This is a genomic window from Nostoc sp. FACHB-190, from assembly GCF_014696905.1.
In the GTDB taxonomy this organism is placed as follows: Bacteria; Cyanobacteriota; Cyanobacteriia; order Cyanobacteriales; family Nostocaceae; genus Nostoc_B.
The window spans coordinates 84,414-103,081 of sequence record NZ_JACJQW010000016.1; the positions used below are offsets into that span (position 1 = coordinate 84,414).

Annotated in this window: 17 protein-coding genes; 8 read left to right on the forward strand and 9 right to left on the reverse strand. The window is 40.2% G+C overall.

What is annotated here, in order from left to right:
• Positions 1 to 60 precede the first annotated feature (60 nt).
• Positions 61 to 3,534 (reverse strand): CHAT domain-containing tetratricopeptide repeat protein, encoded by a 3,474-nt coding sequence (locus tag H6G28_RS18130; RefSeq protein WP_190672870.1) that lies wholly within the window; start codon positions 3,532 to 3,534, stop codon positions 61 to 63.
• 979 nt (positions 3,535 to 4,513) lie between these two features.
• On the opposite strand from H6G28_RS18130, the gene H6G28_RS18135 reads away from it, so the two are divergent.
• Positions 4,514 to 4,717 (forward strand): hypothetical protein, encoded by a 204-nt coding sequence (locus H6G28_RS18135; protein WP_190589151.1) that lies wholly within the window; start codon positions 4,514 to 4,516, stop codon positions 4,715 to 4,717.
• A 117-nt stretch (positions 4,718 to 4,834) separates the two neighbouring features.
• On the forward strand, positions 4,835 to 5,260 hold the full coding sequence (locus tag H6G28_RS18140) for a hypothetical protein (RefSeq protein ID WP_190672872.1): 426 nt from the start codon (positions 4,835 to 4,837) through the stop codon (positions 5,258 to 5,260).
• Positions 5,261 to 5,372: 112 nt separating this feature from the next.
• On the opposite strand, the gene H6G28_RS18145 is transcribed toward H6G28_RS18140, so the two are convergent.
• The 3 genes from H6G28_RS18145 to H6G28_RS36580 are packed head-to-tail and all read right to left on the reverse strand — an operon-like array spanning position 5,373 to position 6,298.
• The gene (locus H6G28_RS18145; RefSeq protein WP_190589155.1) at positions 5,373 to 5,720 is read right to left on the reverse strand and encodes a XisI protein; all 348 of its coding nucleotides are present in this window, start codon (positions 5,718 to 5,720) and stop codon (positions 5,373 to 5,375) included.
• The gene (locus H6G28_RS18150; protein WP_190672875.1) at positions 5,711 to 6,121 is read right to left on the reverse strand and encodes a XisH family protein; all 411 of its coding nucleotides are present in this window, start codon (positions 6,119 to 6,121) and stop codon (positions 5,711 to 5,713) included. Before H6G28_RS18150 ends, H6G28_RS18145 begins: the two co-directional genes overlap by 10 nt.
• A gap of 15 nt (positions 6,122 to 6,136) precedes the next feature.
• Positions 6,137 to 6,298 (reverse strand): hypothetical protein, encoded by a 162-nt coding sequence (locus tag H6G28_RS36580; protein ID WP_190871993.1) that lies wholly within the window; start codon positions 6,296 to 6,298, stop codon positions 6,137 to 6,139.
• Between H6G28_RS36580 and H6G28_RS18155 the strand changes: the two genes are divergently transcribed.
• Positions 6,297 to 8,099 carry a serine/threonine-protein kinase gene (locus H6G28_RS18155; protein ID WP_190672878.1) on the forward strand — a complete coding sequence of 601 codons (1,803 nt, stop codon included), beginning with the start codon at positions 6,297 to 6,299 and terminating at the stop codon, positions 8,097 to 8,099. The two genes, H6G28_RS36580 and H6G28_RS18155, sit on opposite strands and share 2 nt — an antisense overlap.
• Before the next feature lie 177 nt (positions 8,100 to 8,276).
• Here the strand turns inward: H6G28_RS18155 and H6G28_RS18160 are convergent, their stop codons facing one another.
• Positions 8,277 to 9,482: a histidine kinase gene (locus H6G28_RS18160; RefSeq protein WP_190589161.1), complete on the reverse strand. Its 1,206-nt coding sequence runs from the start codon at positions 9,480 to 9,482 to the stop codon at positions 8,277 to 8,279.
• 337 nt (positions 9,483 to 9,819) lie between these two features.
• Here H6G28_RS18160 and H6G28_RS18165 point away from each other — a divergent pair, with 337 nt between their 5' ends.
• On the forward strand, positions 9,820 to 9,957 hold the full coding sequence (locus H6G28_RS18165) for a hypothetical protein (protein WP_190589163.1): 138 nt from the start codon (positions 9,820 to 9,822) through the stop codon (positions 9,955 to 9,957).
• Between the two features lie 259 nt (positions 9,958 to 10,216).
• Here H6G28_RS18165 and H6G28_RS18170 read toward each other — a convergent pair whose 3' ends face one another.
• Positions 10,217 to 10,357 carry a hypothetical protein gene (locus H6G28_RS18170; protein ID WP_190589165.1) on the reverse strand — a complete coding sequence of 47 codons (141 nt, stop codon included), beginning with the start codon at positions 10,355 to 10,357 and terminating at the stop codon, positions 10,217 to 10,219.
• Positions 10,358 to 10,699: 342 nt separating this feature from the next.
• Between H6G28_RS18170 and H6G28_RS18175 the strand changes: the two genes are divergently transcribed.
• The gene (locus H6G28_RS18175; protein ID WP_190672881.1) at positions 10,700 to 12,376 is read left to right on the forward strand and encodes a DUF1565 domain-containing protein; all 1,677 of its coding nucleotides are present in this window, start codon (positions 10,700 to 10,702) and stop codon (positions 12,374 to 12,376) included.
• A 458-nt stretch (positions 12,377 to 12,834) separates the two neighbouring features.
• Here the strand turns inward: H6G28_RS18175 and H6G28_RS18180 are convergent, their stop codons facing one another.
• Positions 12,835 to 13,035: a hypothetical protein gene (locus H6G28_RS18180; RefSeq protein WP_190672884.1), complete on the reverse strand. Its 201-nt coding sequence runs from the start codon at positions 13,033 to 13,035 to the stop codon at positions 12,835 to 12,837.
• A 295-nt stretch (positions 13,036 to 13,330) separates the two neighbouring features.
• Here H6G28_RS18180 and H6G28_RS18185 point away from each other — a divergent pair, with 295 nt between their 5' ends.
• On the forward strand, positions 13,331 to 13,936 hold the full coding sequence (locus H6G28_RS18185) for a DUF4360 domain-containing protein (RefSeq protein ID WP_190589169.1): 606 nt from the start codon (positions 13,331 to 13,333) through the stop codon (positions 13,934 to 13,936).
• Positions 13,937 to 14,600: 664 nt separating this feature from the next.
• Here the strand turns inward: H6G28_RS18185 and H6G28_RS18190 are convergent.
• Complete coding sequence (locus H6G28_RS18190) at positions 14,601 to 14,900, reverse strand: 30S ribosomal protein PSRP-3 (protein WP_015113334.1); 300 nt, start codon at positions 14,898 to 14,900, stop codon at positions 14,601 to 14,603.
• 247 nt (positions 14,901 to 15,147) lie between these two features.
• On the opposite strand from H6G28_RS18190, the gene H6G28_RS18195 reads away from it, so the two are divergent.
• Positions 15,148 to 15,939, forward strand: a complete 792-nt coding sequence (locus H6G28_RS18195) for a TIGR01548 family HAD-type hydrolase (RefSeq protein ID WP_190672887.1) — start codon at positions 15,148 to 15,150, stop codon at positions 15,937 to 15,939.
• Positions 15,940 to 16,248: 309 nt separating this feature from the next.
• Complete coding sequence (locus H6G28_RS18200) at positions 16,249 to 17,544, forward strand: phthiocerol/phthiodiolone dimycocerosyl transferase family protein (RefSeq protein WP_190672890.1); 1,296 nt, start codon at positions 16,249 to 16,251, stop codon at positions 17,542 to 17,544.
• A 10-nt stretch (positions 17,545 to 17,554) separates the two neighbouring features.
• Here the strand turns inward: H6G28_RS18200 and H6G28_RS18205 are convergent, their stop codons facing one another.
• Entirely contained in the window at positions 17,555 to 18,361 is an 807-nt protein-coding gene (locus tag H6G28_RS18205; RefSeq protein ID WP_190672892.1) for a tetratricopeptide repeat protein, read from the reverse strand.
• Positions 18,362 to 18,668 lie beyond the last annotated feature (307 nt).

Here is an 18,668-nt window from a genome sequence, read left to right on the forward strand (position 1 = left end):
GACTTGGTTTCGATACTTCGACAGGCTCTTCGTTTTGATGCGTAAGTTCTAATTTAATTATTATTTCCACTCACCTTGTAAGGTAAAACCAGCCCAGTAATAAGGTGCAGAATAGTTTTCATCTCGCCACAGTTCTAACCTTGCTTCTCGCAGTGCCGCCGCCGGGGTTAATTCTTGTTTGAGAACTTTGGTATAAAATGCTTTCATCAATTGGGATGTTGCTTCATCATCCACATTCCATAAACTGACTAACACACGCGGACTACCAGCGTACATAAATCCTCTGGCTAATCCAACTAATCCTTCGCCTTTGATTTGTTGGCTTATACCAGTTTCGCAAGCACTAAGGACAATCAAATCTGCGGGTAGTTTGAGATTAAAAATATCTTGCAGTCGCAAAAAGCCATTTTGCAACATCCCTTTTTCGTCAAATAGTGACAGCACTACACCAGATAAGGACGGATTTTTGGTATCTAAAATGCCGTGGGTAGCAAAATGAATGATGCGGTATTCACTCAGTTGAGAACTAGTGACAAAATTTCGGTTAGCAGCAAAGTCTAATGCTTGCAGAGTCAGAGATTTTGGCACTAAAGCTAAAATTCCCTCGGCTTCTTGGCGAGTGAAAGATAAACGCTCAAAAGAAAAATTAGGGTTGATGAAGGGAATGTTTGGCTTGGGTATGGGTTTATGGAGAATTCTAGTCAGGCGTTCATCATCATAGCTAAATACAGCATCTGCAATCACGGCTAGGGTTTTGGGGGGTGTTTTGCGTTCTTTGTGTTCGCGCCTAATGACGGCTAAAGTAGAAGCGGATGGTATATAAAGAACTTCGTTACTTTCTAGCAGAGGTCTGATGTTTTTACCGGATGTTCCGGGTTGAGCTAAGGCCGAAAATGGCAGATATTGTAATGCACCATCACCAACTATTACCAGGCGCTTGTTTTTGATTTTTTCCGCAACTGGTTCTAACAACATTTGATTGAGTTTTTCGAGTACTTCGTAACTACTAAAAGCACCTAAACCAGAACTTGCATCTATTTTGATGTTGGCTGTCAGGTTGTAGTAACGTATTTTCAATAAATAGTTAAATTGCTTAACAACTTTTTCAATCTCTGAGCGTTTAGGTAATTCATAACTACTAATACTATTTTTACTAACTGCCCATAAATAACTGCGTTCTTCACCCAGGGCGTATTCTAATAACAGCGTTTCGTCATCTAGTACTTGCTGTTGAATTTCTTTAAGAGAGAGGGGTTGGGGTTGAGTGAGTGCAGCATATTTGGGACTGGTAAATCTGATTTTGGCTTGGACTTCTTGATATTCTTTGAGAAGTGAGGTTAATTCGTTTTCTAAGGCTTGGGCTTGTTCTGGGGTGTATTGACCACTGTTGTAGAGTTCTAAACGCAGTTTCTCTGTTGCATTTAGTCGTTGTTGCAAGTTTTGTTCTGCTTCTAGTAATTTAGGTTCTACACCTTGGCGAATATCAGCATTAGCTTCTGTGAGTAGTTCCAACAAACTGCGAGAACGATATTTTTCACTGTTTTGTAATGCTAAAGCATCGTAGCCTTGCTGGGGATATTTTTTGTGCAACTGCATTAATAAGTCATTGGCAAACTCGTAAATAGTTTGTTGGGAAGCAAAATAAGATGTACGTAGTTGTTCGTTGGTAATTTTAGTCCGGAGATTTTCGATAATTTTAATAGCTGCTTCAACTTTAACTAGAGATTCTTTGAGGTTGTCCCTGTTACGTTCTAAATAAGCAATGTTATAGAGAGTGATAGCTTCCCCGGCTTTATCTTTCATTTGCCGTCTGAGGGGGAGTGACTGGTTGTAATATGCTAAGGCTTGTTGTGTGTCTCCCAGAACAGTGTAAACACCACCTATGTTATTTAGGGTTGTTGCTTCTCCGGCTTTGTCTCTGACTTGCCGTGATAAAAATAAAGATTGGTTGTAATATTGAAGTGCTTCTTGTCTTTCGCCTAATGAGTCATAAACACGGCCGATATTATTCAAGGTAACAGCTTCGCCTGTTCTATCCCCGACTTGCCGTCTTAAAGGCATAGATTGATTGTAGTGTTTGAGTGCTTGTTGTTTGTCTCCTAATAAGTCGTAGACACGGCCAATATTATTCAGGGTAACAGCTTCACCTGTTTTATCGCCAATTTGCCGCCTTAAAGGCAAAGATTGATTGTAGTATTTTAAAGCTTGTTGTTTATCTCCCAAAGCAGAATAAATACCGCCAAGGTTATTTAGGGTTGTAGCTTCCCCGGCTTTATCCTCTACTTTTCGTGATAAATTTAGGGATTGGTTATAAAATTCTAGAGCCTTTTGTTTGTCTCCTAAAGCGTCGTAGACACCACCAATATTGTTGAGAGTAGTAGCTTCGCCTGTTTTATCTCCAACTTCTCGTCTTAAGGGCAAAGATTGATTGTAGTATTTGAGTGCTTGCTGTTTGTCTGCTAAGGAATCGTAGACACGGCCAATATTATTAAGAGTGACTGCTTGTCCGGTTTTATCTTCGACTTTTCTAGATAAGTTGAGGGACTGATTGTAATAGTTGAGTGCTTGCTGTTTGTCTCCTAACGCATCATAAATCCCAGCGATATTGTTGAGAGTGATTGCCTCGCCTGTTGGATCTCCAATTTGCTGTCTTAAGGACATAGATTGGTGATAGTACATTAATGCTTGGTGTTTATCTCCTAAAGCATCGTAGACACCGCCAATGTTATTCAGAGTTGTTGCTTGACCGTTTTTATCGTTGACTTGTTGTGATAAAAGTAGAGATTTGCTGTAGTATGTCAAAGCTTGCTGTTTGTCTCCCAAGGCATCATAAACACCACCAATGTTATTAAGGGTGATTGCTTCTTGAGCTTTATCGCCCATTTTGCGTGAAATGGGTAGGGATTGATTGTAGTATTTTAGTGCTTGCTGTTTTTCTCCCAAGGCGTTGTAGACACTACCGATGTTATTGAGAGTGATTGCTTGCCAGATTAAATCTCCTAGTTGTTCTGATAAAGAGAGAGATTGGTTATAGCAATCCAATGCTTTTTTTTTGTCTCCCAAGGCATCATAAACACCACCAATATTATTAAGAGTAACTGCTTGACCGGCTATATCTCTAATTTGTTGTGTCAAAGATAAGGACTGGTTAAAAAATATTAAGGCTTGCTGTTTATCGCCTAAAGCATTATAAATAAAACCAAGCTCGTTAAGTGTGGTGGCTTGTTGTTTGATATTTCCAGTTTGCTGCCAAAGTTTTAAGGCGGTTTCAAATTTAGCGATCGCTTGCTTGAAAGATGTTGCTGTTCCTAGCTTGAGTAACTCTTCTCCTTCTTGAAATATTTGCTCGGCGCTAGAATTATTAACTACTGATGAATCTATTTGTGCTTGTAGGGTAATATTGGGGGCATAATCTCTAGCAGCTACACCTGATTCAGCAAACATTGTAATGCTGACTAAGAGAAGGGAAAGGTGGCTAGTAAACGCTACTAAAAATCTTCTTGGTTTCTGGTGACGTTTGATTCTCTTAGTCATAACAGCATTTTTTCACAAGAAGTTGTATCTGCTTCACTATACTTTTAGGCATTGGCAAGCTTGTAATTTTTAAGAAAAAAAACCGACTATAGATATAAAAATCTGATTTTATTTCTGAATTTACTTGTGTTAGCAGGGAGTAAGGAATAGGTAGGAGTGGGTTGACTCAATGAATCTGTGGGTAAACAAAATTTTTCCTCAACCCGCACGTACAGGAGTAAAAAATAAGCTTTATTTTAGGTTTATTGATTTTTTCCCAAATTAAATATTAGTTTTATGGATAGCATTACTATTTCTCTTAACTTCAATAGAGACAATCACTTTTAATTCAAAAACTCAAATATACTATCACCTATCTCTAAAAAATCTTTGTATTAGATATCACTTCCACTCAGCTTGTAAAATCCATGACTTACGCAAAAATTCCCAAAAAGCTTAATTTATCGTAGACGCGCAAACGGCTTCCCGCAGGGTAAAACGCCAAGAAATCGTAGAGTCTGCGTAAGTCTTAAAATCAAAGCTGCTCAATCATTAGGGGTAGAATAATTTCTTGTCAGAGTTTTAATTGAGCTTTTCGTATAGCTGCCGCAGGTGTTACTTTTTGTTTTAATATTTCGGTATAAAATCTTTGCAATCAATTTTGCTGTATCCTCATTATCTACGCTCCACAAACTCAATAAGACTTTAAAGCTACACCCATACATCAATTTTCTTGTTAAGCATACCAATCTGCGTTTTGACGCAGTAGGATTTGCTTGTTGTGTTTCTGTATGTGTTTGTTGGGCAATGTTTACTGGATAACGCCAGCCGTTGCTGTACTTGATTTAGCAAATATCAAATCCTCATGTTTTTTTCAATATACTTCTATGTAGTGTGATGACTGGTGTTTTTAATAAAATTTTTTACTCTCACGCACAGACACAGAGGTGCTGAGAGTAAAAGTTGACAAAAAGGCATATTGCTTTCTAATTTTGGCAAAATGTTGACTGAGAATGTCAAATTACTTACTCATCTTGGTGTTTTCCGCAAGCAAAATGCCAAAATACTTGCTCAAAATGCCAAAGTGTTTTCTCATTTCAGTAAATTGTGTACTCATTTTGGTGTTTTCCGCAAACAAAATGCCAAAATACTTGCTCAAAACTTCAAATTGCTGACTAATTTTCGTAAATCACGCAAGCATTAAAGACATCGCAGTGTAACAAAAGCCGTTGTAAATTTGCTGGAATTTTCTCAGGCTGAAAATTATAAATATTTTTTAAGGTAAAGAATATTTACCGTACTGTATTTCAAGGTGTATATTATGGCTCGACAAAAAAGAAGTTCAAAGATATTAGAAAAAGCTGTGCGTCGCGCTGCTAGTATCAATTCTATTGATCCCTATTTAGATTTAGGTAATGGTCTTTCTTTACCAGCTTTTTCAAATTTGATAGAGCAAATGCGAACTAAAGAAAATTTATATAATACGGCTCTTTCTAATTTAGATAAGTTATATCGGGAAATGCTAGAAACTGAGGGCGAGTTGGCAGATATGACAGAACACATGCTACTTGGTGTTGCAACTCGATACGGCAAAAGCAGTGTAGAGTATGGGATGGCAGGCGGAGTTCCAAAAAGTCAGCGTTACAAAAAACGTCGCGGCGAGTCATTAACTGCTAATTCTGAGCAACCTACAATTGTTACCAGTCTCAACAATCAAAACGGCAATAAACCAACAGTGATTAGTTAGGGAAATTTTAGCAAGAAAAATTAGGGCGATCGCATAGACAATTCCAGGAAGAGAAATATCCCATTGTTCTAAGACAGGAGATTATCCTAATTTTAAATGCGATCGCTCTAATTTAAGTTGTACCAAACTCAGTAAACTGACGAATGTATGGCTCATGAAAAGCCAAAATAATATCTTGCTTTGGTACTCCCATTTCTACCAATCGATTGGCAATTCCTTCTTCAGTGCCATCATGTTGAATCCAAATTTTGCCATCTTTAATATCAAGATGTAAAATACAGCCAAAATCGCGTTGATTACCTCGCCAACCAACATACAGTAATTGATAATGGTCTTGCCGTTCGTCAAAAATTGTTTGCACTTCATACTCTTCGGCAGTCAATTTTTGTTGAATTGCGGCTCGTTGTTGTCTTTCAGAAAGAAGATGTTCGATGTATTGGCGATATTGTTCTACAGCCATTGAGAAATCACCTCAGCTTGTACATCATAAATAATCAGTCGTAACTGATATTTTTTAACAGATACAGCAATAAACCTTCGTTGAAAAAAACTTTTATAAATTGGTAAACGAACTGCCAAATATAGTTGGCGTTCTGGTTCAATTTGATCTAAAGCATCTCGATAGTTTAAAAACTGCCCCAACGCAGTATGAAAATCAGAGACATTCGAGGGACTCAGAAAACTTTTAATTTCCACTGCTATTTTTCTGCCCTCTTGTTCTGCTGCTAAAAGCTGTTCTGCTGCTAAATCAATCTCAAAATCTACATCATCTACATTAATTTCATAAGGGTCAGCAGTAATCTTCCAACCGTCTTTTTCTAAAGCGTTTCTGACAATATAATGAAATCTATCTTTTGCCATAGCAGTTAAAAGCACCTAGCACAGCACCATCAAAAATAATTTGTGGCTGCTGTAAAGCCATAATTCATCCCAGCCCAGGTTTATTTTATATACACTCTCACAATCCCACAAGGGAACATTATTTGTTTTGGCATCGTGATGTACATTTAAATATGGCGGACATATTGAACTGTTCATGACATCTATTCTGCTGAATAATCGCTATCAAGTTATCCAGGTACTCGGTGCTGGTGGATTTGGGGAAACCTTTTTGGCAGAAGATACCCACATGCCTTCTCGCCGTCGCTGTGTGATTAAGCAATTAAAACCAATTGCCAATGATCCTCAAACCTACGCCTTGATTCAGCAACGTTTTGAAAGAGAAGCAGCCACCTTAGAGTATCTGGGCGAAAGTAGTGACCAAATTCCTCGACTCCATGCTTATTTTTCGGAAAATGGGCTGTTTTATCTGGTACAAGAATGGATTCACGGTGCAACGTTAACTCATGTTGTCGAAACAAAAGGATGCCAAAGTGAAATCATAGTCCGAGAAATTCTCTTGAGTCTGCTATCGGTGTTGGATTATGTGCATAGCAAGGGCATCATTCATCGTGACATCAAACCAGATAATATTATTCTGCGCTCTGTTGATAGCAAGCCTGTGTTGATTGATTTTGGTGCAGTCAAAGAAACCATCCGCACAGTAGCAGTTAGACCAGGATATCCAACACAATCAATGGTGATTGGTACACCAGGATACATGCCGAGTGAACAAGCAATTGGGCGGCCTGTTTACGCTACAGATATTTACAGTTTGGGTTTAACAGCGATTTATCTTTTGACTGGGAAACAGCCTTCAGAATTACCCACACATCAACAAACCGGGGAAATTCTCTGGCAAAATTATGCGCCGCCAGTGTCACCCCAACTAGCAATGGTACTGAATCAGGCAATTAAACCGCAGGCGAGCGATCGCTACAGTACGGCTAGTAAAATGCTTTATGCTTTAAACTCTACAGCTAATCTGCCTCCATCCCCTACTATCAATCCTCGTCCAACCGAACTCCCATCAACTCAACAAACCCAAGCTGTTTCTCCTCCCCCAAAAATTTCACCGCAAAATTCTCAAAAACCAATTTGGATATTTGGTGGTTTAATCGCCTTTGGTTTAATGACTGGGATAGGACTAGCTCGCTTAACCCGTCCCCAACAGTCGCAAGCACCCATCACCAACAATTCCGACTCTCCATCATCTCCAATTTCATCTTCAGAACCCCAAGAGCCACCAGCCACCCCATTTTTGTCTACACCTAGCACTTCCCCACAGCCACCAATCAATTCAGATACTTTATCCGCCAACAATGGCACAACAGATTCTAACTCTCCAAATGAATCTCCAGAATCTCCAGTCATCACCAATGAGCAACCTGTAAATTCAGAACCTGACAATTCCCCAACCACAACTGATTCTCAACCCACAGCCAGTCCCACACCAGAAGCACCCCCGGTAGAGCCAGAAAAACCAAATAAATCAAAAAAAGTTAGTACCACTAGCCGTCAAAGCGTTCCCGCATTCCCTACAGGGACAGACAGAAGCACCGTAGAAGCAACTCTCGGTAGACCCAAAAGGGATTTCAGAGGTTTGTGGGGTGATACTCGCGCTGTCACTTACAAAGTCGTCCCAAATCAAATCGACTTGGGCTATTTATTCGACCGTAATTCGGGCAGGTTGGTGCAAACTGAAGCCGCATTTGCTCAATCTGTAGACCCACAAGTGATGCAAAATACTTTAAGTGGAATGCTAAACGGTCGAGTCACTCCCGAAATTCAGCAAAAACTCACACAACTCCAGCAGCGTCAAAAAGATGATTTCAGTTTTAATTTAGGTTCTGTGAAAGGACAAGTTGTCCGCCAGAATTGTGATTTTATTTATATCAGCATCTGGGAAGCTGACTTACATCCCATTGGCGACCCATCGTCTGCTAAACAATGTTCGTAAAATTTGGGAAAGGGACGAGGGGGACAAGGGGGACAAGGTGGACAAGGTGGACAAGGTGGACAAGGTGGACAAGGGGGAAACTATATTTCTTCTCCCTTGTCTCCCCCCTCTCCCTTGTCTCCCCTCTCTCCCTTGTCTCCCCCCTCTCCCTTGTCTAATACCACTCAACACTCAGCCCTAAAACGGATAAACAGGCAATGTAAAGTGAAACCATGCTCCACCGTTAGGTGTAGAATCTACCCAAATTTGACCGTAATGCGCCCGAATAATTCGCTGGCACAAACACAAACCAATGCCATATCCGTCAGTACCTTCATCTCTTTGCAGGCGGAAGTGGTTCTCAAAAATTAATTCACGACTTTCGGCGGGAATACCAGGGCCAGTATCGCCCACGCTAAACTGCACTTTTTGGGTGGTGCGGTGCAAGCCAGCAACAGTAATTTTACCGCCTACTGGTGTATATTTGATAGCATTATCCAAGAGGTTGACGACGACTTGGCGAATGCGTTCTGGATCGGCATAGACGCAAGGCAGGTCTGAGGGAATATCTGTTTCTAGGGTTTGGGATTTGGCGGTGTAGCGATCGCCTAATTCCTCTAACACTTCTAAACAAAGTTGTCCAAGTTCAATTTTTTGCGGTATAATTGGAAACTCTTTATCACTGCCTCTGCCTACCTGCAACAAATCAGCAATTAAGCGGTCAATTAACTTGGTTTGAGTCCGAGCTTGTTTTAACAAATGGGCGGCCATAGCTGGCTTGAGACGTTGAAAGCTGCCTGATTCTATATTGTAATTAGATTGCAGTGTTTCAATAGCGATCGCTGCCGCCGTTAAAGGATTCCGCAAGTCATGAGCCAACATCGCTATAACTCGGTCTTTGAACTGTAATTGCTCCTGAAGTTTTTCCTTTTCTTGTTTCAAATGAAAGATTTCATCAGAAAGTTTAATCAGTTCGGCGGAAACAGCAACAGAATTAATTGTTGATTTGGGTGGTGATACCCGACTATTTTCATCGATACGTTCTTGAAAATCTTCTTGCAATTTTAAATAAGCGTCTACAGCAGTTTGCCAACGCGGCCACCAGTTTTTTAATTGAGCAATAATATTACTTCCAGCCAGAACTTGCCTTGGTTCTGGATGAATTTTAATCAACGCTGGCGTAGCTACTAACTTAAAATGTTCGGCTAGATACGGTTGTTGACCGACATCAATAATTTGGACTTCAAAGTGATACTCTGCCTGCAACTCTTTTAAGTAAGAGCGTATTCGCTGTACCTGTTGTCGAGACTGGGGTCTGCCATCGACAAACAGCAACAACTGTAGAGGAGCCTCAAAATAATTAGGCTGATCCTGGGAAACTTGCATGTAATCGTGTTTCAGCACTGGTAACAACCTGGCAACGCTTTGCAGAAGATGAAATTGACTAACGGTTGTCGATGGTCGTTGTTTTTATCAATTTAATATCTATTTTAGATTTTTCATACTCCTACCCGCCCTAAGTTTTGGATGTAAGATACACCTTTTTTTCAATTTTTGCTTTCTTTTTAACTAACTTGCTGCTCAATCAACAACCTACCTGTTATACCATTTTGGATTTTGGATTGGGGAAGATTTGATTGGTAAGCTGTTCAGCAATCTATCTGTCACAATCATTTTGCCACTTGGTATAAGTATAAGTGCGTATACAAGTCTTACCACAATGTAGGAGCAGAGTTAATTGGTGAAAACTTTTATACAACTCAAGTTAGCTTTGGTGGTTTGCACTCAGGCGGCCCTCAATGAACTAGATATGTTCATACCTAGCTATTTATCTGGGAATGATGAATTTTCCCAGCCAAACTTTAGCAGTTTTGCTTAACTATCAGCACTCAAGCCGATTTTTCAGAACAGCTTCCCCTTAACTTAAGCAATTTACTAAGCTACAGAAACCAATTTACTGCTTTTTGTCAACTTTTAGTCAGGATTTATGCAAAATTCTCGATGACTAAACTAATTGCATTCTCAACAGTGTGAATGGATATCATTTAAAATGCAATTTTTATGCTGTTCTTAACCCTTGTATAAAGTTGCGGTCTTACACAAAGCAGCAACCGTGATGTAGAGTCGGGAACTTTGATTTAGTAAGCAGCACCACAAAACATCAGCACTTGTAACAACAGCATTTGCTTCGCTTCTAATACCCAGTTATTCTCTAGAATGCTGCCACCAGAATAAATGAATGCGATCGCACTCCTCAAGGCAGTTATTTTTACTTGCACAAATAGGAAGAGGTTGTTGATAGTAGTGCTAAGAAACTTTTTCTGCTCTTTCACTGATAGAACCAGAGAAAATTTCTACCTGACTTAACATTCTTGTTTTTTGGTGATCCCTAGTGGGGATATACTCCTTAGTCTAGCACTGTACCGCCAAGAGGACTAACTTTCTTTGGCAAATCTGGAATTTTCACGATTTTACAATTGTTTATTTACGTGTCTGATTGCGAAACATAGGGGATTATTTGCTAGTCATCCGTTATAGTTTTGCTGGGGATGGACAGCTAGATAGCTGTCACATCTAACCCTTCTTAGCCAACTATAATTCAGCACATTACAGACACAAAAATGAAATATCAAGGTTTTCATTTTTCTTCCATCAAAAGTATTTACTCGTTTTCTGGAAGAAACCTGAAATTGAATTTATCCTTAAAAGCCGGACTGACAGCTTTATTATTAGCTGCAACTGGTTCGACATTATTGATAGGGACAGCAAATGGCGGTGCTTCGCCCAGTGTGATAGCGCAAGCACCAGCAGCAGCAAAAGTAATTTATGTCAACCCAGCAACAGGTCAAGACAATGCAAGTGCAGGTGCAACAGCAGCCGCACCATACAAAACTATTAGCTTTGCACTCACCCAAGCTCAACCAAGTACAATTATTCGACTTGCGCCAGGAAATTATAACCAAGAAACTGGAGAAACATTTCCACTGTTAATCAAATCAGGGGTGACGTTACAAGGTGACGAAGCCAGCAAAGGTCAAGGGATAATTATTACTGGAGCAGGCTATTACACCAGCCGCACATTTGCGAGACAAGAAATTACCATTTTAGCTGACAACAACAGCGCGATCGCAGGTGTCACCGTGACTAACCCGACTCAACGCGGTACAGGTATTTGGGTAGAATCTACTAACCCGGTGATTCAAAACAACACTTTTACCGCTAATGGTCGAGAAGGCGTATTTGTCACGGGTACAGGAAATCCCAGAATTGAAGGCAATATCTTTGTGCAGAACAAAGGTAATGGGGTTTCTATTGCCAGAGCCGCTCAGGGTGTAGTCAGAAATAACTTATTTCAGGATACAGGTTTTGGTTTAGCGATCGGTGGAACTTCCACAACTTTAGTAGAAGGAAACCAAATCATTCAAAACCAAGATGGTCTATTTATCTCCGACTCCGCTAAACCCGTACTCCGCAAGAATGTCATTCAAAGTAATAAGCGAGATGGTGTAGTCGCCATTACCACGGCTCAACCAGACTTGGGTACAAACGAAAATCCTGGTGGTAATCTGATTCGTGGTAATACTCGTTATGACGTAAACAACGCCACAAAAACTAACACCATTGTGGCTGTTGGTAATGATGTTGATCAGAAAAAAATCTTTGGTCAAGTAGACTTTGTAGCAGCCACAGTCGAACCACCAACAGGCGGCGCTGTGGCCTTTAAAGATGTACCGAGCAATTTTTGGGCAAAAAGCTACATTGAAGCTTTAGCCGCACAAAATATTATTGCTGGGTTCCCAGATGGCACATTTAAACCCAATGACCCTGTAACTCGCGCCCAGTTTGCCACAATTATTACTAAAGCTTTAAATCCCACCGCTAAACGTAGCGCCATCACCTTTCAAGACGTTCCTAGCAATTTTTGGGCTTTCGCTGCAATTAGATCCGCTTATCAAAGCCAATTTGTTTCAGGCTACCCTGATGGTACATTTAAACCACAGCAACAAATTCCCAGAGTACAAGCACTAGTAGCCCTAGCCAATGGTTTAGGCTTAACCGCCAATAATCAAAACGTGCTGAATTTCTACAATGATGCGGCGCAAATTCCTAATTATGCAACCGGCCCAGTTGCAGCAGCCACTGTCCGCCAATTAGTAGTTAACTATCCTACCGTTAAACAGCTTGAGCCTAATCGGCAAGCAACCAGAGCCGAAGTAGCAGCTTTTGTCTACCAAGCCCTCGTTAATGCTGGACGCGCTCAACCAATAACCTCGCCTTACTTGGTGACAGCTCAGTAAAATGCTCTGTTGAAACTGGGTGTAAGGGTGTAAGGGTTTTGAACACCTACACCCTTTTATTACGTAATTTATCAATAAAAATAGCAATTTTTATGACTACATTATTAACAGTAATCATTTCTAAGGCATGATTTTAATGAAGTGAGTTATACAACAATCAGTGTATATTTAGTAAATTAATTTACATACTATCATTTTTTCTATAAGTTTAGGACTTACGCAACTAGCATATTTTTTCTGTAGGGTGTGTGACGCAACAAGAAGATTTTAACGTAGTCATCAGATTTATAGCGTCACGCACTAACCACCAATTGCGACACTTACGTAAGTCCTGAAGTTATATAGAACTAATATTTGATTTGGGAAAAATCAGTGAACTTAGATAAGGCTTTTTTCCTACTCTCTAACTACACAAGTAAATTTAGAAAGCAAACCGAACTCATCCATATTCCAAATTATTAAGTAATGAAAATTGTTGCCTGACGATGAAAATTGTTGGGAACTAACAGTAAAGAAATATAGTCGATGTATATAAGCCAAGCAAGATACCAATTGATAAATATTAGGGTTTTGGTATCACCACAGATAAATGGAACTCTGAAATTCAATTGACAGTCTTCTGCGGAGACAGCAGATATGAGGCTAGAAGTAAAACTCATAGTCTTAAATTACTGCTTTTAGATTTGCAGATGATGTCTCATAAGTATTGCAATTCAAGCAATACAGCTATTCACACTGCTAATAAATAGTAGCTTGTGAGTACTCACGAAAGTATTTTTGTAAATACTTTTGGCAATTTTTTGTGGCATTTTTTTCAAAATCTGCCATGAATTTTGTATTGCAATTTTTCAGGAATAGAGATGGTGATCACAGATTTTATGGAAAATATTTACCGAAAATTACAATCACAAATCTAGTTCCTAATAATTTCTAATTACTCAACTGAGGTGAGTTATGAACATTCAAAATATCAGGAAAACATCTATCAACTTGGCAAAATCTTTTTTTGCAGGTGCAGTACTAATTACAGCTTCTGTTGGCCCTGCTTTTGCTGCTGAGAAAGTTGAGATTCTGGGTGCAGAATATGGTGGTAATGGTTGTCCTGAAGGTTCTGCTAGTGTAAATGTGAGTCCTGATGGTCAAGAGTTAAGTATTCTCTTCGATCAGTTTATTGCTTTAGGAAATCAATCATCAGAAAGGCGTAAAAGTTGTAATTTGAGCATTCCAATTAAAGTGCCTCAAGGATTCCAAATTTCTCTCTATGATGCTGATTACCGTGGCTATGTTGCTCCTAGTACCACTGGGAGACTTAGAGCCGAATACTTTTTTGCTGGTCAACGTGGCCCTGTTTTATCTCGGACATTTCGTGGCGAAACTGACTACAACGTTCGAGATCAGTTAGTGACTGTTGCTGATGTGTGGTCACGCTGTGGCGATAGTGTAAATATGCGTGTCAATGCAGCGATGACTGCTAATGGAGCAGGTATGGCGACTGTTGACTCCTTCGACTTGGCTCACCGGGGATTGGTGTATCACATCAAATATCGTCAGTGTCGTTAGATAGGCTGAAAGCGAGGATAGGGGAAAATCAAGTCAAAAATTCTCTGACTTTTGAATTTTGACTTCTCTGTAAGGGTGTAGGTTTTCAAAATCCTCACACCCTTATAGCTCAATGGTGATGAGGGCTGATTGCTTAATTTCTGCTCTAGCTACCAGACAAGGAGTAAGATTTGGGGGATTCTCCCCCAAGCCCCCGATTGGGGGACGGTTGCGTCCCCCAAACCCCCTCCAAAATCATTCTTTCGTTTTTTGTAGAGTCATTATTTGTTGGTTTGGTGGTGATTTAGTTTTCTGATTTTAAAGGTATTGTCTTATACCTTAATATATTTCAGTTAAGACTAAAAACAAAGTCTTGATGATGTTGGGTTTTGTTACTCAACCCAACATCATCAAGACTTTGTTGGGTGGAGCGATAGCTTAACCAAAACGTATTTCTTTATACTGAAGTCATAATGTCGTCAGGAATGCAGTGGACTTGATATGAGTTCTGGTTAAATACAAATGACAAAACCGCCCACACATTACCTGAAAGAATAGCTAACAAGGTATGGTTGTGGCGGTTTTAAAAATCGCTGTTGGGTAACTGGTAGCGATGCTAACCTATAAAAATTTTGGAAGATTGGCACTGTTCGGGTAAAACAGCAAAGGAGTTAAATGTGCAGTATCAAGCACTACCTGTAAAAGCAACTTCTGGGAACTTCAACTGAGCTTCTGCCATTGGACGGTTTCGACCTTCCTCTTGCCAGTAGTTGATCACTTCTGTTGCTTTGTTAAGCAATTCTACGCGATCTAGCTCAGTAATCCAGTGTTTGGATTCGAGTTCCTTTTTTAACTCTTCCCAAGCATCATTTCTGGGCCAGAAAAAGTACTTTGTTAAGGGACTGGTACCTTTACCTACAACTTGGTCAACTGCTAGGGCAACGTTATCTTCCAACCAAAGAATTTTTAGAATGAACTTGGTCAATCACACCTCCGGGATACATCCGGGCATAGCTTACTAAGTTTGCGATTGCTTATTGTAACTTAATATCTAGCCGAATGACCAAACTTTTCAGGGAGTAGGGAATGGGGAGTGGGGAATTATCGAAAGAATTCAGGACTCAGAAGCCAGAATTCTCCAATTAAATTCTATGCGGCTGATTCTGAATTCTTCTTCAAGGATGCTTATCCAATTTAAAATCGGAAAAGTTTAAATTGTGATCCACGCAACCATGACTGCACAAGCTTCAGCACGAGCAATTGTCGTTTTTGATATTGATGGCGTTGTGCGCGATGTCGGCGGTTCTTATCGCCGCGCGATCGCTGATACTGTAGAGTATTTTACTAACGCTGCATATCGTCCCACACCGTTAGATATTGACCAACTCAAGTCTGAAGGCGTTTGGAATAACGATTGGGAAGCATCGCAAGAATTAATTTACCGTTACTTTGAGTCTCAAGGAAAGACAAGAGAACAACAACAGCTAGACTACAACTCTATTGTGACTTTTTTTCAAGCCCGTTATCGTGGCCCAGACCCGAATAATTTCACGGGATATATTTGTGATGAACCTTTATTGTTAAGTTCAGATTATTTACAGCAGTTGACTGAAGCTAATATTACTTGGGGATTTTTTAGTGGTGCTACCCGTGGCTCTGCTAATTTCATTTTAGAAAAACGTTTGGGTTTGCGATCGCCAGTGTTGATTGCGATGGAAGATGCACCCGGTAAACCCGATCCGACAGGGTTGTTTGCCACTGTTGAGAAGTTGGAAAATCCACAAAGCAACACCACCGTTATTTATGTGGGTGATACTGTGGCTGATATGTATACAGTCACGAAAGCGCGAGAATTGCAGCCGCATCGTCCTTGGGTTGGTGTTGGAGTGTTACCGCCGCACGTCCAAGAAACAGCCGCACGCGCTCAAGCATACAGTGAAAATCTGCAAAAAGCTGGAGCCGCAATAGTTGTGAGTAATGTTGAAGAGTTAAATCCAGCCAAAATAGCAGAACTATTGTTGTGATGAAATACTAACTCGTTGGTATTGGGAATACTTAAACTGAGAAAGCGATCGCTTTTTTACTTCATGCTGCATTTATGAAGAAGAATTCAGCAATCAGGAGTCAGAATTCAGTATGAATTCTGTATGAAACTTCCACAAGCGAGAGTGCATTGCTGCGTGATGAATATTGCTTGATATCCTCGTCCCGTGTGGGCGAAATCGAAATCAAACTTTCTTCTTCATTTCAACTCCATCCCTTTATGTGCGGAGAATCCTGAATTCTGTCTTCTGACTCCTTTTTATTCCCAATAGTTCAAAATCTAGTTATTTATGACAGTCAATCGTCTACTTACTCCCATTGAGGAGGCCTTGGAAATAGTTAATCAGACTGGTGGTTCGTTTAATGTAGTGACAATTAGCCGAATTATTGGGTGTTTAGACGAAGAAATCCTGAGAAAAGCTCTTGATATTGTCCAGTTACGTCATCCTCTGTTAAATGCTCGGATTATTAATTCCCTAAATCGTCTGTGCTATGAAACAGGTGCAATTCAAATTCCTCTGCGTAGTGTTAATAGCCAGCATTGGCAAGAGGTTGTGATTGCAGAAATGAACGAAAAAATAGCGAGTGATGCAGGTTTAGCAAGATGTGTGTTAGTTAAATCGCCGAGTGAGAATCATGTAAATTATCTAATTACAATCTTGCACCACGCTATCTCAGACGGTTTATCTAGCGTCCAACTGCACTCAGAAATATTAACTTATTGTCAAAAAATCGCAGATGGAGAGTTAATCAATTCTGTTGAAAGTTTACCTGTGTTACCACCTATTCAAGAACTGCTACCAGAATCAATGCAGGGATGGTGGGGTAAAATCAAAGGCATTTTCTTGTTATTAAATTTGCAATTAAAGCAGTTATGGTATCAACCAAAAGCTCTAGATTTTGAGCAATGTGTCCCGATAGAATCTCGTTGTTGTGGGTTGGTTCACCGACAACTAGACAAAGAACTAACAGAAAAGTTAGTGAATTTTTGTAGACAGGAAAAAACTACAGTACAAGGCGCGTTATGTGCAGCGTTAATGTTTGCAGTCGCTAATCAAATTTATGGTTACGAGAGGAAAGATATTTGGTTAAATTGTTGGTCTCATGTTGATTTGCGCCAAAGGTTGCGATCGCTTGTGAGTGAAAATAATCTCGGTGTGTTGTTTTCGTCCATCACTTCATTTCATCCCCTCACAACCAAAACAACCTTCTGGGATTTAGCACGGGAAGTCAGACAAACTATCATCGCAGGGTTAAATTCTGATCATCTCTTCAGCATCATTATGATGTACAAGCAGGTACTCAAATTCTTACTGAAGAAACCTAATCAAGCACCTGCAAGTGTCTCTGTAACTAATATTGGCAAGGTCAAAATTCCTAAATTTTACGGTCAATTGGAATTAGAACAAATCAGCTTTTTGCCAGTACAGGGTGTTTTTGGTGGTGTTGTGACTTTGGCTGTGGCAACTTTTGACAGCAAAATGAATTTAAACTTTGCATTTTCTCTACCTGCAATTAGCCAAAATGCGATGGAAGAATTGGCAGACAATTTAGTTGTCTGCCTGAAGAATGCTTGTGATTTTTAGACTTCCCTGATTATTCCAGTTTCAAGAACTTATCTAAAGCAGCCACCATACTAGGGGGCCATCGGCGGATATTTTTCACCCAGTTGATATCTTTGTAACGGTTATCCAAGCCATAAGCGGCTACCCAGTTGCTTTCGGCTTCACCTTTTTGTCCATTTACCCAGTAAGCGGCGGTTAAAGCTGCACGCACATCAGCAAATTTGGGATATTTCCGGGCAATATTTCTCATTTCGCGGATTGCTGGCTCTATTTGACCAGTTTCATATAAAGCGATCGCATAGTTAGCACGAGCAAAGGCAAAATTCGGGGCGACTTCGGTAGACTTTTTATAATCTGCGATCGCATCGTCCCATTTTCCTAAACCTGCTTTGGCATTGCCGCGATTGTTATAGGCCATTGCATCGTTAGGATCTAATTCTAAAACGTGGTTGTAATCTGCGATCGCCTGATCCCATTTTCCCAAACCTTCTAAAGCTGTACCCCGATTTAAATAAGGATCTGTCACATTCGGAGCCAATTCTACAGCTTTGTTGTAGTCTGCTAATGCCTCTTGCAGCTTATTTTGACTCACCCGCGAATTTCCGCGATTACTCCACGCACCCGCATTGGTGGGAAATTTCTCAATAATCTTTGTCCAGTATTTTTCAGCCGTGGCAAAGTCACCCTTATTTGTCGCTGCAAACGCTTGATTTGCCCACTCATCTCCTTGTTGTATTTCTTCTGGCGTGAAGTTGGGTTGTTGGGATTGTGCCATGACTGGTTGACCCCAGCCAAACACAAGTAACACACAAAGAACAACACTAATTAACTTAATCATCTGGGTTTACCTGTGTCTATCTGCGGTGGAGATTCCACAATTTATCATGGCGAAAACTGTCTTAGACAGCAAGCTAGTAAAACAAGGCAAAATTAAAAGGTCAAAAGGCAAAAGAAAGAATATTTATACCACGAGCTTTTTAGCAATTACAGATGGTCACTGAGTTTCGGCTTCGCGGTAATCGAGCGAAGCGATGCACTGAGCTTGTCGTTCGCGTAGCGTCTCCGGTAGGAGAAGTGTCGAGATTCAACTACCGCGCCGTCGAAGTGTGGTCTGTTTATTTACGCCAACCTGTAAGCATAAAAAC